This window comes from Frigidibacter sp. MR17.14 (assembly GCF_037095735.1).
Classification (GTDB): Bacteria; Pseudomonadota; Alphaproteobacteria; order Rhodobacterales; family Rhodobacteraceae; genus Frigidibacter.
The window spans coordinates 29,991-44,109 of sequence record NZ_JBAWKD010000002.1 but is presented as its reverse complement, the minus strand read 5'-3'; the positions used below and the strand labels follow the sequence as shown (position 1 = coordinate 44,109).

Here is a 14,119-nt window from a genome sequence, read left to right as displayed (position 1 = left end):
GCCCGCCCGGTCGGCACCCCAACCCCAATCTGTTCCGGAGATGAACATGCAGACCTTCGATGAAGGCCGCGTGGTGGGCGATGTCGTCCTCTACGAGGCCCAGCAGTTCTACAGCCGCGGGACCGGCACGGTCGCCCAAGGTGCGGGCGCCACCCATGACATCGGCACCGTCCTTGGCCGCGTCACCGCGACCGAGGCGCTGGTCCCCTATGATCCCGACGCGTCCAACGGCGCCGAGAAGGTCGCCGGCGTGCTGATCTCGCGCGTCGATGCGACCGCGGCCGCCGTGACCGACGCAATCCTGATCGAGCGCCATGCCCGCGTGAAGCGGCATGCCCTGGTCTGGGGTGCCGGCGTTGCGACCGAGGCCGAACGCACCGCCGGCGTGAAGGCGCTGCGCGCGATCGGCATCATCACCGACGTCTGATCCCCGGCCGCGCGGCGAACGGCGCGCGCGGCCTCCCAAGCACAACCATCCCGGAGAACACGATGCTCGACATCTTCAACAACGATGCCTTCGGCGTCGTGGAAATGACCGATGCGGTCAACAACATCCCCAACCAGTGGGGGCGGATCGGAGAGCTCGGGCTCTTCACGCCGAAGCCGATCCGCACGGTGCTCTTCAGCGTCGAGGCGATGAACGGCGTCCTGCAGATCATCAACTCGTCGCAGCGGGGAACCAGCCTGCCGGGCGCGCGCCGCGGCAAGCGCGACCTGAAGGCTTTCAAGGTAGAGCGCTTCGGCCTGTCGGACCGGATCATCGCCGACGATGTGCAGGGGATCCGCGCCTTCGGCTCGAGCGATACGCTCGCCCAGGTCGAGGACGTGGTGATGGACCGCCAGGTCGAGATGCGCGGGTCGATCGACATCACCCGCGAGTATCTTCGCGCCGGCGCGCTGCAGGGCCAGGTCAAGGACGCGGACGGCACGGTGCTGCTCGACATCTTCGACGCCTTCGGCATCGAGGAAAAGGTCGTCGACTTCACGCTCGGGACGAGCTCGGCGATCGAAGCCAAGGTGGCCGAGGTCTCGCGCCACATCCGCACCAACCTGCGCGGCGACGTGATGACCGGCATCCATGCGCTCTGCACGCCGACCTATTGGGACCAGCTGATGTCGAACACGGACTTCCGCGACGCCTACAAGTACTTCACCTCGGTGGCCGACCCGCTGCGCGAGGACGTGTCGGGCGGCTTCAAGTGGAAGGGCATCATCTGGGAGGAATATCTGGCCGAGGGTGATGTGCCGCAGGAGGACGGGACGGTGGTGACGCAGTCGTTCATTCCCGACGGCGACGCGCGCTTCTTCCCGGTCGGCACCCGGCAGACCTTCCGCGAGTACAACGCCCCGGCGGATTACATCGAGACGGTGAATACGCCCGGCCTGCCGTTCTACTCGATGCTCGACGTCAAGAAGCGCTGGGTCGACGTCGAGGTGCAGATGAACACGCTGCCGCTCTCGATGCGCCCGAGCGTGCTGGTGCGCGGCCACTCCAGCACCTGATGAGACGGCCTCGCCGGGCCGGTGGCGCGGCGAGGCTCATTCCCTTCCACGGCAGGAGCCGCACCATGAAACGTGTGATCGTCGACCGGAGCTTCAGCTTCGATCCCGCGGCCGGACCGCGCACGACCTATCCCGCCGGCTGGCGGGGCGAGGTCGAGGACGACGTCGCCGCGGCCCTGATCGGCCGCAAGTCCGGCCGGGAAGTTGTCCAGCCCGAGCCCGACGCAGCGCCCGCAAAGCGGCGCAAGGCGCGCGGGGCGGGCCAGTGACGTCGCCCGAGGCGCGCGTGGTGGATGCGACCTTCACGCGCCTCGGCCTCCTCGGGGTGCTGGATCCGGACGGCGCCGCACCGCGGGCTGTCCGCGTCATGCCCTCGCAGGACGACGAGATCGTGCCCTATTCGCGGGCGCAGGTTCTGACCGCGACGGATGTCTTCGAGATCCGGGCGAGCGACTTCACCGGCTTCGGCAAGGGCGCGGCGCTGCAGGTCGGCGATGAGCGCTTCGTCGTCCAAGTGGCGCGGGCCAGGGACAAGCGTCGCCTGGTCTTCGTCCTCGACTGCCGGAAGGCGGCGTGATGGCGCGGGGGCTTTCGGCCTCGGTCACGATCGAGGGCGACGTCCGCGAGATCCTGCGCGACGAGGTGAGGGCGGGCGAGTTCGCGGTGACCGCCGCCATCTCGGCCGCCGGCACCCGGGTCAAGGAAGGCTGGCGCGGCCAGGTGCGGGCGTCGGGGCTCGGCAATCGCCTTGCGGGCTCGATCCGCTCCGAGGTCTATCCCCGGGGTGGGGTCTCGGCCCGGGCCGCGGCCCTCGTCTGGTCGAAGGCTCCGCAGATCGTCGATGCCTTCGAGCGCGGTGTGACCATCCGCTCGAAGGACGGCTTCTGGCTCGCGATCCCGACGGCCGCGGCGGGGCGCTCGTCGCGCGGGGGCCGGATCAGCCCGGGCGAATGGGAACGTCGGACCGGGCATCGCCTGCGCTTCGTGTTCCGCCGGGGAAAGACCGCGCTCCTGGTGGCCGACGAGGCGCGGGTGAACAAGGGCGGCCACGCGCGACCGAAGCGTGGCAAGCGCCGGCGCGACGGGATCATGACCGGCGAGCAGACCGTTCCGATCTTCGTGCTCGTGCCGCAGGCCCGCATGCCGAAGAAACTCGACTTCACGCGCGACGCGGTCGCGGCGCAGAGCGCGCTGCCGGGCGCGATCGTCGCCAACTGGCGAGAGGTGAAATGACCCGCCGCGAGACAATCCTCTCCACACTCTTCGCGGCCCTCGGCGGCGTGGCGCCCGAGGTCCTGCGCAACGAGCCGCTGCCGGTCGAATGCCCGCCGGGTGGCCTCGTGATCCTGCTCGACGGCGAACCGGGCCAGCCCGAGGTGACGATGTCGCCGCTGACCTATCATTACGAGCACCGGGCGGTGCTCTTAGTGCTGGTGCACCAGGCCGCCGACCGCGACGCGGCCTTCGACGCCATCTGCCGCGCCATCGGCCTCGCGATCCAGGCGAACCGGACCCTCGGTGGGTCCTGCGACTGGATCGAGGGCGAGCCGCCCACACCGATGGAGATCCCGATCGAAGGCGCGCCCGCGATGAAGGCCGGCGAGATCGGGATCGTCCTGCATTACGCCGCGAGCGATCCGCTCGCCTGACCCCACGACAAAGGAGAAGATGATGGCACGCGCACAGGGAGCGCGGGCGCAGCTGGCGCTCGCGTTCGAGACCACATACGGCACCCCGCCGGCCAGCGGCTTCACCCGCATGCCCTTCGCGAGCGCGGGGCTTTCCTCGGAACAACCGCTCCTCGCCAACGAGCTCCTGGGCTACGGGCGCGACCCGCTCGCGCCGCAGCGCGACGTGATCACCGCCGGTGGCGAGGTCCGCGTGCCGATCGACCTCGAGGCCTTCGCGCTCTGGCTCAAGGCCACCCTCGGCGTGCCGGTGACCACGGGGGCAGGGCCCTACACCCACACCTTCACCTCGGGTGCTTGGACGCTGCCCAGCATGTCGATCGAGATCGGCATGCCCGAGGTCCCCTATTACGGGATGCACACCGGCTGCATGGTCGACCGGCTGACGTGGTCGATGGCGCGGAGCGGGCTTCTGACCGCGGGCGTGACCATCGTCTCGCAGGGCGAGGACGTCGCGACCGCGAGCGCGGCAGGCACGTTGGCCGACATCGACCTGCAGCGCTTCGGCCACTTCGCGGGCTCGGTGAAGCGCAACGGCGCCCAGATCGGCAATATCGTCGGTGCCGAGATCACCTATGCCAACAACCTCGACCGGGTGGAGACCATCCGGGCGGATGGCAAGATCGACGGGGCAGACCCGACCATGGCCGCGCTCAGCGGCAACATCACCGTGCGCTTCGCCGATACGCTGCTGGTCGATCAGGCAACCTCGGGGGCGTCCTGCGACCTCGAGTTCGGCTATGACCTCGGCGCGGGCAAGCGGCTGACCTTCAGCCTTCCGAACGTCTTCCTGCCGCGTCCGCGCCTCGAGGTGCCGGGGCCGCAGGGTGTGCAGGCCACCTTCGCCTGGCAGGCGGCGCAGGGCGACGGCCAGCCGATGCTGACGGTGGTGCTCGAGAACGACGTGGAGAGCTACGCATGATCCGTCTGGGCCTCAAATCCTCCGCCGTCTGGATCCCGCTTGCCGGAGGCGTGCGCGTCCAGGTCGAACCCATCGATACCGCGCTCGTCACCGCCGCCCGCGCGCTCATGCACCAGGAGCGCAGCGCCGAGCTGGGGGCGAGGGTCGGGGACGCGGGTGAGGACGGCGCGGCGGAGGCCCTCAGCCAGGACGAGGCCTGGAACCGTCTGGTGACGGCGGTCGCGAAGCTCGCGATCACCGACTGGGACGGGGTGGGCGATCAGAACGGCAATCCGATCAAGCCCGACCCGGTCGCGGTCGGGCTCCTGATGGCGATTTACCTGCAGCACGCGGCCTTCGCGCGCCATGTCGCCACCTGGACGCTTCTTGGTGGCGAAAAAAACGTCTGACCGCTCTCGCCGAATGGCACTTCGGCGGGGGCGGTGACTACTGCGCGGCCTGCGAGGGCGACTGCCCGGACTGCCCGCGCAAGGTGAATGCGCCCGAGACCCTCGAGGGCGAACAGGTCTGGCGACTGGCCCTGCGCTGCGGTGGCCAGGTCCGGACAGCCGGCATGGGCGGGGTGCTCGGGCTCGACATGACGGCGGTGCTGGCCCTGGGGGCCGCCTCCGGGATCGAGCCCGTGATCACGGCCGAGCTGATGCCGGCGATCGAGGCGGTGATGGTCAGGAAGCTCAGGGAGCGCAACGATGACTGAGAAGCGCGTTTCCGTCCGCCTGGCCGTGGTCGGCGGCACCGAGATGAAGACGCAGCTCGACGAGGTCGGGCGCTCCGGCCAGCGCGCGATGCGCGAGGTCGGTGACGGCTCGGCGCGCCTGGCTTCGCAGGTCCAGAACGCGTCCTACCAGGTCGGGGACTTCGCGGTGCAGGTCGCGGGCGGCACCGATGCCACACGGGCCTTTGCTCAGCAGCTGCCGCAGCTTCTTGGCGGCTTTGGCGTGTTCGGCGCCGTGCTGGGCGCTGCGGCGGCGATCCTCATCCCGCTCGGCGGCTACCTGATCAGCGCGGGCGAAAGCTCGGACAGCCTCAGCGACTCCGTCGACGATCTCGTGTCGTCCTCGCGCGCGCTGATCAAGGCACAGGAGGAGGCGCTGACGCCGATCGGCGATCTGCAGCGCGAGTTCCGTGACCAGGCCCGCGCGGCGCGGGAGCTCTACGAGGCGCAGCGGTCTCTGGCCGAGCTCGACTTCCTCGACAGCCTGGACGCGGCCCGGGAGAAGATGAGCGGTGCGCTCGAGGGGATTACCGAGCAGCTCGACCGGATCCGCGCGTCGCAGCCCCTCGACGGGGTGATGATGACGCCGGGCTCGCTGGCCCAGATCCAGTCCGCTCTGGGCGAGCTGGAAAGCGAGTTCGGAATCACACGCGACGAGGCGGAGCGGCTTGAGGCGGCGATCACCGCGCTCGACAGCGCGCAGGGCCCCGTCGCCATCGGCCAAGCGCTCCAGGAGATCGTCGCGGCGATCGAGGCCACAGCCGACGAGAGCGGCAAGATCGATCCCGCCCTGCGCGAGGTCGCGAAATCCGCCGCCAGCACGGCGATCGAGGCCTTCCGGATCGGTGACGGTCTCGGCGCAGCGGTCGGGGCTGCAAGCGACCTTTCGGCGATCGACATCGCTTCCGGGATCACCACGGCGGCGGACGAGGCGGTGCGGCTTGCCGAGAACCTCTATGCCGCGGCGGGGATCAAGCTGTCCGGTCCCGGGCTGACCGAAGACGACATCTCGCTTCCGAAGGACATCCTCGGTCAGACCACGGGCACGCCCATCTACGAGCAGGGCCTCTACGGCAGCAGCCTCGGCCTCGACCTGACGGCACCCGCGGTCCGCAAGTCGTCGGCCAAGGGCGGCGGCGGTGGAAAGTCGGATGCCGAGAAGGCCCGTGAGACGTCGCTGAAGGATGCGAAGCGGTGGTATGAAGAGACGAGGACCGCGGCGGAGAAGCTGAAGCTCGAGGAGCAGGACCTGAAGGCTCTCTACGAGGGCGGATACTTCGGACGAGGTGCCGAGGCAGCGGACACCTACCAGCGCGCCCTCGAGAATGTTCGCGAAGAGCTTGGGGGGCTCTCTCCCGAAGCCAGAAAGGGTGCCGACGCTGTCGGCGACTTGTTCGCCTCGATCATGGACGGGGCAGACGGCGTGCGCGGTGCCCTTGCCTCGATCCTTGAACAGATTGCCAAGGTTCAACTGGCAAAAGCCGGCATCGGTCTTCTCGGCGCCGCCGGTGGCGGCGGATTCCTGTCGTGGCTTGGTGACGCGATGACGATGCCAAGCTTCGACGGTGGCGGCTCGACCCCGTCCGGTCCGCGCTCCGGCGGGATCGACGGCAAGGGCGGCTTCCTTGCGATGCTTCATCCTGACGAGACCGTTGTCGATCACACGAAGCAGCCGCTCAGGGCCTCCAGCTCCGCCGGTTCCACGAGCACCAAGCAATCGAGCGACATGAAGATCGAGCAACACTTCAACCTGTCCGGGGGCACAGAGAGCATGCGTGCGATGATCCGTCAGGAAGCCCCCTTCTTCCGCCAGCTCGCCGAAGCGACGTTCGCCGACGCGATCAAGCGCGGCAGGCTCAGGGTTTCCTGATGTCGATCACCTATCCCCTCGAAATGCCGGATCTCAGATCGCTCGCCTCGATCACCATCCGGTCGGTGAACGTGGTCGCCCTCAGTTCTTCCCAGTTCACGCTGGCTCATCAGGTTCATGCCTGGCCGGGTCAGCGCTGGGAGGCGGATATCGAGCTGCCGCGGCTCACGCGCGTGGATGCACAGCAATGGGCGGCGTGGATGACGTCGCTGCGGGGCATGGTCGGTACATTCCTGCTCGGCGATCCCGCTATCATCAAGCGCGGCACGGCAACCTCGGCTGTGGTGAGCGGCGTATCCGGGACCGGTGAGCTCTCCGTCGCAATGTCCGGCTCGCTGCTCGCCGGTGATCACATCCAGATCGGCGCCGGGGCGGGGGCTCGGTTGCACCAGGTGCTCGCCGATCAGGGTGGAGATGGGACGCTTCAGGTATGGCCCTACCTGCGCCGTACCGTGGAAGGCGAGGCCTTGATTCTGACATCCCCCAAAGGGGTCTTTCGGCTTTCCAGCAACCTCGTCGAGTGGACCATGCGCCCTGCAAATCTCTCGGCCGGACGATCATTCTCTGCGATGGAAGTCATCTAATGGCGCGTGCGATCGACCCCGTTCTGCTCGATGCCCTGACGCAGCCGGCGGTCCGGATCTTCCATGCGGTCGAGATGCTCTTCGACGCGGCCCCGGTGCGCTTCTGGACCGGCTACGGTGAGAAGACGATCAACGGCGAGACCTACACCGGCACGGGCCAATTGCTCTCGCTCGGCGACATGCAGGAGGCAAGCGACCTCTCCGCGCAGTCGGTCACGCTGACGCTCTCGGGGATCAGCTCCGAGATCGTGGCGCTGGCCCTGGCCGAGCCCTACCAGCGCCGTCCCTGCCGGATCATGTTCGGCGAGATGACGGTGGCGCCGGTGGTGACCCTGTTCTCGGGGCTGATGAACACGATGACGATCGAGGATGCCGGCGAGTCCAGCACGATCAGCCTCTTGGTCGACAGCAAGCTCGTCGAGCTGCAGCGCGCGAAGGAGCGGCGCTACACGCACGAGAGCCAGCAGGCGCGGTATCCCGGCGACACGTTCTTCAGCTACGTCACCGACCTGCAGGACAAGAGCTTCAACTGGGGCAGGACGGGGTGAACCTCGACGCCCTGCAGGCCTACCTTCGCGAGGTTCGGCAGCGGCCGTTCTGCGCGGGAGAGCACGACTGCCTGATCTTTGCGAATGAGGCCTGGCGGCGAATGCACGGGGTCGGCTGGGCCGACGATTGGCTCGGCCGCTACCTCGGCCGCGCCGGGCTGATCCGGGCCGCGCATGAGCTGCGCGCCGAATACGGCTTCGACAGCGCCGAGGCGGCGGTCGACGCGCGGCTCACCCGCGTCGCGGGCCTCCCGCCGCGGGGGGCGCTGGTGCTGTCGCCGGGCGCGGTCGAGGCGCGCTGGATCCTCGGCGCTTCCTTCGGAATCTGCCTCGGCACACACGCGGCCCACCCGGGCCACCACGGGCTGGCCTTCCTGCCCATCACCGACATCACCGCAGCCTGGGTGGCAGAATGAGCGCTTGGACGAGTCACTACCGCCGCACGACGATGCTGTCGCCGTGCCGGCCGCCTCAGCCGGTGTTCGACCCGATCTCGGGGGCAATCGTCACCGCTCTGGGCGTCAGCTCCACCGGCTTCGCCGCCGCCCTGATCTCCGCGGGCGTTTCCCTTGCCGTGGGCGCCGTCACCAGCTGGGCGCTCTCGGCGCTGACACCGAAACCCAAGGTGGCGGGCCTCGGAAGCGCGGGGTCGCAGGGGCTGCTCGTCAACGAGCGCGCCGCCGACGCTCCGCACGACTATGTCTATGGCCGGGTCCGCAAGGGCGGGACCGTCACCTTCATGGCGGTGAATGGCGACGACAACCGCTACCTGCACCAGGTGATCTGCCTCGCCGGCCACGAGATCGACGCGGTCGAGCAGATCTACATCGACGACGAGCCGGTGGCTTTGACCGATGGCTCGGCGTGGCAGTACCGGTACGACATCTATCGGCAGAAGACGACGACCTCCGGCCGGGGAGAGGACGCCACCGTCACGCGCGAGGTGGTCTTCGTCGAAAGCCGGAAGTCGAGGATCACGACGGCCTACCTTGCGGTGGGCACCGACGTGACGGCCAAGAGTAACCCGATGACCGCGACGGGAGATCGTGCATTCACGGGACTGCCGGGCGGTGGTTTCCTGGGACTGGGGGATGGTAGCTTCGCACGGGTCACCCAGAGGATCCCGGCCGACGGCATGGCCGGCGGCAAGTGGAAGCACCGGATCCGCATCACCAAGAACCTCGGGAGCCCGACGCAGGCGGCGGACCCGGTGCTGATCAGCAGCGTGGCGGGCCTCGACGCCAACTTCCGGGGCAGGGGCATTGCCTATCTCTACGCCCGCTTCGAGTACGATCCGGACGTATTCCCGAATGGCCTGCCGCTGATCACCGCGCGGATCCGCGGCGCGAAGGTCCACGATCCGAACGCCGGGCTGACCAGGTGGTCTGCGAATGCCGCGCTCGCGATCCGCGACTACCTGACCTCCGATCGGGGGCTGGGCGATCCGAGCGTCAACGATGCCTCCTTCGGGGTCGCGGCGCTCGTCTCGACCGAAGACGTGAGCCTCGCCAGCGGCGGTGCCGAGGATCGCTACCAGTGCAACGGCGTGATCTCCGCCGATGCGACGATCGGTGATGTGCTCCAGCGGATGGTCACCTCCTGCGCGGGCACGCTCTTCTACGGCGGCGGGGAGTGGCAGCTCCGGCCGGCCTACTACAGCCCGCCGGTGCTCGATCTAGGCCTCGACGATCTGCGCTCGTGGATCAGCCTGCAGACCCGGGCGTCGATGGCGGATGCGGTCAACGTGGTGCAGGGCACGTTCAACGATGCCGCGCAGGGCTACGTGACCGCCGACTATCCCGCGATCCGGTCCGCCCGCTTCACCGCAGAGGATGGTGGGGTCGAGGCGCCTTTGAACCTCGATCTGCCGTTCACGACGTCGGCCGCGGCCGCGCAGCGCCTCGCCAAGATCACGCTCTACCGGGCGCGAGAACAGATGACGGTCTCGGCCGACTTCGGTCTTCGGGCGCTCGAGTGCCAGGTCGGCGATACCGTGAGCCTGACCGTGGCGCGTTACGGCTGGGCGGCGAAGGAGTTCGAGGTGCAGGCCTGGCGCTTCTTCGTCAACGGGGACGCGGGCGACCTGCGCGTCGCCCTCACGCTGCGCGAGATCAGCGAAGAGGTCTTCCTCTGGAACGCGGACGAACGGGAGATCGTGTCCAACAACACGACGCTGAGCTTCGGCGCGCCCGAGGCACCGGGGGTTCAGCTTGACAGCGAACTGCGCATCGTCGCCGAGCAGGTGACGAGCGTCCTGATCGTCGATCTCAGCAATACCGGCGACCAGGCCCTGACCTACGAGGTCCAGCATCGGCCGGCGGCGACCGAAGAATACATCGCCGCCGGCACGAGCGTGGCCCGGCGCTTCGAGATCCCGCTGGCCGGTGACGGGGCCTATGACGTGCGGGCGAAGGCGCGCAATGCTCTCGGCCTCGCTTCGGACTGGACCGAGATCCTCGACTGGACATCGACCGCCTTCTCGGAGCCGCCGGCGGACGTCACGAACTTCGCCGCCAACGTGGTCGGCGGCATGCTGCAGCTCTCGTGGTCGGCCGTCCCGGACCTCGACCTCAGCCATTACAAGATCCGCTTCTCGCCGCTGATCGTCGGCGCGAGCTATCAGGATGCGGTCGACCTGGTCCCGAAGATCGCGCGTCCCGCCACATCGGTGTCCGTGCCGGCGGCGACCGGGACTTATTGGGTCAAGGCCGTCGACAAGGGCGGCCGGGTCAGCGAGCAGGCAGCAGCCCGGGCGGTGGTCGTCGATCTGGCGGCGGTCTCGGCCCTGAACGTCGTGGAGACGATCGAGGAGGGGCCATCCTTCACCGGCACCGCGGAGGGCGTCGTCGCCTCGAGCGATGGCGTCGGCAGCTATCTCCAGCTCGCGACGCAGGGAATGGTCGACGACATGGACGAGCTCGTCGATGACCTGCAGGGGCTCTGGGACTTCGGCGGCGGGTTGCAGGGCGCGGGTACCTACGAGTTCGCGGGCATGATCGACCTCGGCGAGGTGTTCACGAGCCGGGTCTCTGCCACGGCCGAGGTGCAGTACCTCAACATCAGTGGCGGCACGATCGACGAGATGATCGGCCTCTGGGACGATCTGCCGGCGCCGATCGACGGCGACCCGACCGCCTTCGACAGCACCTCGGTGCGCCTGCAGGTCGACTACACGCAGGACGATCCGGGGGGCGCGGCGAGCTGGGCGGGCTGGCAGGACTTCGTGGCGGCCGACCTGACCGCGCGGGCCTTCCGCTTCCGGGCGATCCTTACCAGCCGCGACGCCTCGGCGACGCCGATCATCCGCGCGCTCAGTGCCCGGGTGGACATGCCGGACAGGGTCGAGGCCGGGGAAGATGTCGCGGTGACCGGGACGGCCACGATCCTCTTCTCCGCCGCATTCCGCGCCGCCCCGGCGGTCGCGATCAACGCCGTCACCGCCCCCGGGGACGTGGCGCGGGTCACCGCGCGCACGGCCGAGGGCTTCACCGTCACCGTCAGAACAGCAGCCGGCGCGGTCAGCAGCAGCCCCGCCACCATCGACTTCATCGCAAAAGGGTATGGGCGGGTCTCATGAGCCAGCACGATTACAACATCGAGAACCAGTACGGCGCCGCCTTCCGTGCGGACATCAACGCCGCCCTGCTGGCCATCGCCACCATGAACTCCGGCGCGGCGCCCCCGGAGACCACCTATCCGCACCAGCTCTGGCGCGACACGACGACCGACACGGTCAAGATGCGCCGCCCGGCGAACGACGGCTGGATCACCATCGGCACGGTCGACGGTGATGTCCTGCGCGCGCCCGCGATTGCCTCGACCGCGCTGGACGACTTCCTCTCGGCGGCGGGCTTCATGCTGACCGACCCGGCCAAGGTCCCGACGCGGGCAGCCGTCGCTGCCGGTCGGATCCCCGACTTCATCGCGACCGGTGTGGGCCTGCCCGGCACCTGGGCGCATAACGACGTCATCCCCTTCGACACGATCGTGCGCAACGTCATGGGGGCGAGCCTCAGCGGCGGGCAAGTCGTGATCCCCGCCGCCGGACAGTATCTCGTGAAGGCGCGGGCCTTCGCGCGGATCACCGCGATCCCGACGACCACGCAAACGCTGGGCCTCGGCCTCTACAACGGCAACCCGGCCGCGAACCTCGGCTGCCAAGTCGGGATCCGCGTCGCGAGTTCCGCCGCCAACGACGGAGGCCGCTATCTCCCGCTCGAGGCGCTGATGACCTGCATCGCCGATGACCGGATCCGGATCGTCGGGCGGGGCGGCAGCTACGTGTCGAACGCGGCGCTGCTGCCGGACGCGGGCTCAGGCGCGGTCCAAGCTAACTTCCTCGATATCTGGAGGATCTCCTGATGGGCGTCGTCCGGATCGAGAATGGGGTCGTGGTCCAGTCCTGGCTGGACGTCGACAGCCTCGACGCGCTCGCGGCCAAGTACGATCTCGGCGGGACCGAGTTCGAGACGGTCGATGCAGTGCCGGGGCAGGTCCGTCAGGGCGACGGATCCTTCGCATGGCCCGAGCCGTCCGCCGAGGTCCTGCGCGCCGGCATGGTGCTGACCGACCTTCAGTTCGCGATGGTCTCCGCCGCGACTGGTGTGATGACCTTCGCCGAGGCGGAGGCCTGGGTGGCGCGGGGCGAACTCCCGGCGCTCGCCGTGGCCGCGATCTCGGCGCTGCCGGAGGACCAGCAGCCCTACGCCCGGATCCGCTTTGCCGGGGCGCGGGTCCTCGCCCGCCTCGATCCCTTCATCCCGGCGCTGCAGGCGGCGGCCTCCCTGACTGACGAGCAGGTCGACGCGCTCTTCATCGACGGCGCGGCGCTCTGATGCTGGCCTTCCTCCGCGACCTGGCGGTGCCCGACGATTAGCGGGGCAACCTGCCTTACTGGGCATGCGTCGCGCTCGCCCACGCGGCGGCGATAGGCGTGACGCTCGCGATGATCCTGTTGGCGCTGTCGGTGCCGGCGGTGGCCGTGCCGCCGATCGTGGCCGCGCTCTATGCCGGGGTCTGGGAATGGCGCGTCCAGCGCTCGCCGCTGGGCGACGGGATCGTCGACACCGCCGCCGTGGCCTGCGGGGCAGGGGTGATCGCCGCGCCCGACCCGATCACCGCCGGCGCCTGCCAGGCGCTGCTGTTGACCTTCGTGGCGATCGGTCTCTGGCGCCGGTCCCGCTTCTTTCCGGCCGAGTCCGCACCCGAGAGGCATCCGACAAAATGACCGCCCGAGACCTGCTGCCCCAGAAGGGCTTTCTGCGCGAGCGCCTGTGGATCTGGCTCGCAGGCCTGTTCTTCTGGGGGATGAGTGCCGCTGCGGCTGCTCTCTTCACGCCGCTCGGCACGCGGCTCGTGCTGATCTGGAACGGTCCGGCGGACACCACCGCCCATCTCGCACAGATCGACAATCGTCTGGCCGAGATCGAGAAGAGCGTCAGCCGGGCGCTCGGGGAGGATCGGGTGATCCGCCAGAAGGCAGGTCTCTCCTATGTCGAGGAGCCTGTGCACGTCGGCGAGACCGTCACGCTCATCCTGGTGATGGAACGCACCAAGCTCGGGCGGGATTGCCGGCTTACGGACTGGGTCCCGCTCTTCACCGACGCGAGCAACATCCCGACCCCGGGGGAGCGGCTGAACGCTGGTCCGGTACGCCGCCAGATCGGCGCAGAGCCGACCAAGCTGCGGATTGAGATCGTCCCACCGCCGACACTGATCCCGGGCCGTGTCGAGGTCTATCTGTCGATGGAATACGACTGCGCCGGCACGCGGATCCCGGAGCGCTCGGATCCGGTGACCTACAAGTTGCTGGTGGCAGGGAGGTGAGCGGGTGCTGCTCCCCTGCGCGCAATCTCCGGCAGGGGGCCTCGGACTGTGGGGCGCAGGGGGCAGCGATGAGGAGTCTACTCTGTGCCGCTGAGTCTCTAAAGTGGCTCAGTCCATCTCTCGAGTCCGCTGTTTAACCAAAGCTGCCTGCCAGCTGCGGGCTTCGTCATAGGCCTCGATGATCTGCAAGCGAAGCTCGATAGCGTCGCGCTTCTGCTGCCACCGAGATGGCGGCCCTTCCGTCGTGGCTGGCCTGTCAGCAAGTTTCGTCTCCGGCGACGGTGCCGTCTCGATCGCGTCTTCGAATTCCATTGGAAACGCCCTCCCAAGCGCAGGCGTGAAAGTAGCGCGCGCGTAGAAAAAGTCACTCGGTCGGCGCTGATTGTTGAAGGCGCGGCGGTTCTTGATCGTCCCGCTGCTGACGGGGAAGTAAGGGGTGCTACTCCCTGCATGCGGATCTTCG

19 protein-coding genes are annotated in these 14,119 nt (G+C 68.7%); 18 read left to right on the top strand and 1 reads right to left on the bottom strand.

The window, feature by feature from the left end; all coding sequences use genetic code 11:
• The first annotated feature begins 46 nt into the window (after positions 1 to 46).
• From V8J36_RS05335 to V8J36_RS05250, 18 genes are all read left to right on the top strand, one after another.
• Entirely contained in the window at positions 47 to 427 is a 381-nt protein-coding gene (locus tag V8J36_RS05335; RefSeq protein WP_336466240.1) for a head decoration protein, read from the top strand.
• A gap of 62 nt (positions 428 to 489) precedes the next feature.
• Positions 490 to 1,503, top strand: a complete 1,014-nt coding sequence (locus V8J36_RS05330; protein ID WP_336466239.1) for a major capsid protein — start codon at positions 490 to 492, stop codon at positions 1,501 to 1,503.
• A 65-nt stretch (positions 1,504 to 1,568) separates the two neighbouring features.
• On the top strand, positions 1,569 to 1,772 hold the full coding sequence (locus V8J36_RS05325; RefSeq protein WP_336466238.1) for a hypothetical protein: 204 nt from the start codon (positions 1,569 to 1,571) through the stop codon (positions 1,770 to 1,772).
• A complete protein-coding gene (locus tag V8J36_RS05320; protein ID WP_336466237.1) occupies positions 1,769 to 2,080 on the top strand; it encodes a head-tail joining protein in 312 nt (103 codons plus the stop codon). The genes V8J36_RS05325 and V8J36_RS05320 overlap by 4 nt, the downstream gene beginning before the upstream one ends.
• A complete protein-coding gene (locus tag V8J36_RS05315) occupies positions 2,080 to 2,736 on the top strand; it encodes a DUF6441 family protein (protein ID WP_336466236.1) in 657 nt (218 codons plus the stop codon). The genes V8J36_RS05320 and V8J36_RS05315 overlap by 1 nt, the downstream gene beginning before the upstream one ends.
• Positions 2,733 to 3,152, top strand: coding sequence for an acyl-CoA transferase (locus tag V8J36_RS05310; protein WP_336466235.1), 420 nt, complete (start codon positions 2,733 to 2,735; stop codon positions 3,150 to 3,152). The genes V8J36_RS05315 and V8J36_RS05310 overlap by 4 nt, the downstream gene beginning before the upstream one ends.
• A gap of 22 nt (positions 3,153 to 3,174) precedes the next feature.
• Complete coding sequence (locus V8J36_RS05305; protein WP_336466234.1) at positions 3,175 to 4,113, top strand: phage tail tube protein; 939 nt, start codon at positions 3,175 to 3,177, stop codon at positions 4,111 to 4,113.
• Positions 4,110 to 4,502, top strand: a complete 393-nt coding sequence (locus V8J36_RS05300; RefSeq protein WP_336466233.1) for a hypothetical protein — start codon at positions 4,110 to 4,112, stop codon at positions 4,500 to 4,502. The genes V8J36_RS05305 and V8J36_RS05300 overlap by 4 nt, the downstream gene beginning before the upstream one ends.
• An 83-nt stretch (positions 4,503 to 4,585) precedes the next feature.
• Positions 4,586 to 4,810, top strand: coding sequence for a DUF7697 family protein (locus V8J36_RS05295; protein WP_336466232.1), 225 nt, complete (start codon positions 4,586 to 4,588; stop codon positions 4,808 to 4,810).
• The gene (locus V8J36_RS05290) at positions 4,803 to 6,698 is read left to right on the top strand and encodes a hypothetical protein (protein WP_336466231.1); all 1,896 of its coding nucleotides are present in this window, start codon (positions 4,803 to 4,805) and stop codon (positions 6,696 to 6,698) included. Before V8J36_RS05295 ends, V8J36_RS05290 begins: the two co-directional genes overlap by 8 nt.
• A complete protein-coding gene (locus tag V8J36_RS05285) occupies positions 6,698 to 7,282 on the top strand; it encodes a hypothetical protein (protein WP_336466230.1) in 585 nt (194 codons plus the stop codon). The genes V8J36_RS05290 and V8J36_RS05285 overlap by 1 nt, the downstream gene beginning before the upstream one ends.
• Positions 7,282 to 7,830 (top strand): hypothetical protein, encoded by a 549-nt coding sequence (locus V8J36_RS05280; RefSeq protein ID WP_336466229.1) that lies wholly within the window; start codon positions 7,282 to 7,284, stop codon positions 7,828 to 7,830. Before V8J36_RS05285 ends, V8J36_RS05280 begins: the two co-directional genes overlap by 1 nt.
• The gene (locus V8J36_RS05275; protein ID WP_336466228.1) at positions 7,827 to 8,246 is read left to right on the top strand and encodes a DUF6950 family protein; all 420 of its coding nucleotides are present in this window, start codon (positions 7,827 to 7,829) and stop codon (positions 8,244 to 8,246) included. Before V8J36_RS05280 ends, V8J36_RS05275 begins: the two co-directional genes overlap by 4 nt.
• On the top strand, positions 8,243 to 11,407 hold the full coding sequence (locus V8J36_RS05270; RefSeq protein WP_336466227.1) for a phage tail protein: 3,165 nt from the start codon (positions 8,243 to 8,245) through the stop codon (positions 11,405 to 11,407). Before V8J36_RS05275 ends, V8J36_RS05270 begins: the two co-directional genes overlap by 4 nt.
• Positions 11,404 to 12,192: a hypothetical protein gene (locus V8J36_RS05265; RefSeq protein ID WP_336466226.1), complete on the top strand. Its 789-nt coding sequence runs from the start codon at positions 11,404 to 11,406 to the stop codon at positions 12,190 to 12,192. The genes V8J36_RS05270 and V8J36_RS05265 overlap by 4 nt, the downstream gene beginning before the upstream one ends.
• Positions 12,192 to 12,665 (top strand): hypothetical protein, encoded by a 474-nt coding sequence (locus V8J36_RS05260; RefSeq protein WP_336466225.1) that lies wholly within the window; start codon positions 12,192 to 12,194, stop codon positions 12,663 to 12,665. Before V8J36_RS05265 ends, V8J36_RS05260 begins: the two co-directional genes overlap by 1 nt.
• 98 nt (positions 12,666 to 12,763) lie before the next feature.
• Positions 12,764 to 13,057: a hypothetical protein gene (locus V8J36_RS05255; protein WP_336466224.1), complete on the top strand. Its 294-nt coding sequence runs from the start codon at positions 12,764 to 12,766 to the stop codon at positions 13,055 to 13,057.
• Entirely contained in the window at positions 13,054 to 13,656 is a 603-nt protein-coding gene (locus V8J36_RS05250; RefSeq protein WP_336466223.1) for a hypothetical protein, read from the top strand. The genes V8J36_RS05255 and V8J36_RS05250 overlap by 4 nt, the downstream gene beginning before the upstream one ends.
• Positions 13,657 to 13,764: 108 nt before the next feature.
• On the opposite strand, the gene V8J36_RS05245 is transcribed toward V8J36_RS05250, so the two are convergent.
• A complete protein-coding gene (locus V8J36_RS05245; RefSeq protein ID WP_336466222.1) occupies positions 13,765 to 13,968 on the bottom strand; it encodes a hypothetical protein in 204 nt (67 codons plus the stop codon).
• Positions 13,969 to 14,119 lie beyond the last annotated feature (151 nt).

Coding starts and splice junctions, on each gene's coding strand:
- V8J36_RS05335 (WP_336466240.1), top strand. CDS start 47: ATGCAGACCTTCGATGAAGGCCGCGTGGTGGGCGATGTCGTCCTCTAC.
- V8J36_RS05330 (WP_336466239.1), top strand. CDS start 490: ATGCTCGACATCTTCAACAACGATGCCTTCGGCGTCGTGGAAATGACC.
- V8J36_RS05325 (WP_336466238.1), top strand. CDS start 1,569: ATGAAACGTGTGATCGTCGACCGGAGCTTCAGCTTCGATCCCGCGGCC.
- V8J36_RS05315 (WP_336466236.1), top strand. CDS start 2,080: ATGGCGCGGGGGCTTTCGGCCTCGGTCACGATCGAGGGCGACGTCCGC.
- V8J36_RS05310 (WP_336466235.1), top strand. CDS start 2,733: ATGACCCGCCGCGAGACAATCCTCTCCACACTCTTCGCGGCCCTCGGC.
- V8J36_RS05305 (WP_336466234.1), top strand. CDS start 3,175: ATGGCACGCGCACAGGGAGCGCGGGCGCAGCTGGCGCTCGCGTTCGAG.
- V8J36_RS05300 (WP_336466233.1), top strand. CDS start 4,110: ATGATCCGTCTGGGCCTCAAATCCTCCGCCGTCTGGATCCCGCTTGCC.
- V8J36_RS05290 (WP_336466231.1), top strand. CDS start 4,803: ATGACTGAGAAGCGCGTTTCCGTCCGCCTGGCCGTGGTCGGCGGCACC.
- V8J36_RS05285 (WP_336466230.1), top strand. CDS start 6,698: ATGTCGATCACCTATCCCCTCGAAATGCCGGATCTCAGATCGCTCGCC.
- V8J36_RS05280 (WP_336466229.1), top strand. CDS start 7,282: ATGGCGCGTGCGATCGACCCCGTTCTGCTCGATGCCCTGACGCAGCCG.
- V8J36_RS05270 (WP_336466227.1), top strand. CDS start 8,243: ATGAGCGCTTGGACGAGTCACTACCGCCGCACGACGATGCTGTCGCCG.
- V8J36_RS05265 (WP_336466226.1), top strand. CDS start 11,404: ATGAGCCAGCACGATTACAACATCGAGAACCAGTACGGCGCCGCCTTC.
- V8J36_RS05260 (WP_336466225.1), top strand. CDS start 12,192: ATGGGCGTCGTCCGGATCGAGAATGGGGTCGTGGTCCAGTCCTGGCTG.
- V8J36_RS05250 (WP_336466223.1), top strand. CDS start 13,054: ATGACCGCCCGAGACCTGCTGCCCCAGAAGGGCTTTCTGCGCGAGCGC.
- V8J36_RS05245 (WP_336466222.1), bottom strand. CDS start 13,968: ATGGAATTCGAAGACGCGATCGAGACGGCACCGTCGCCGGAGACGAAA.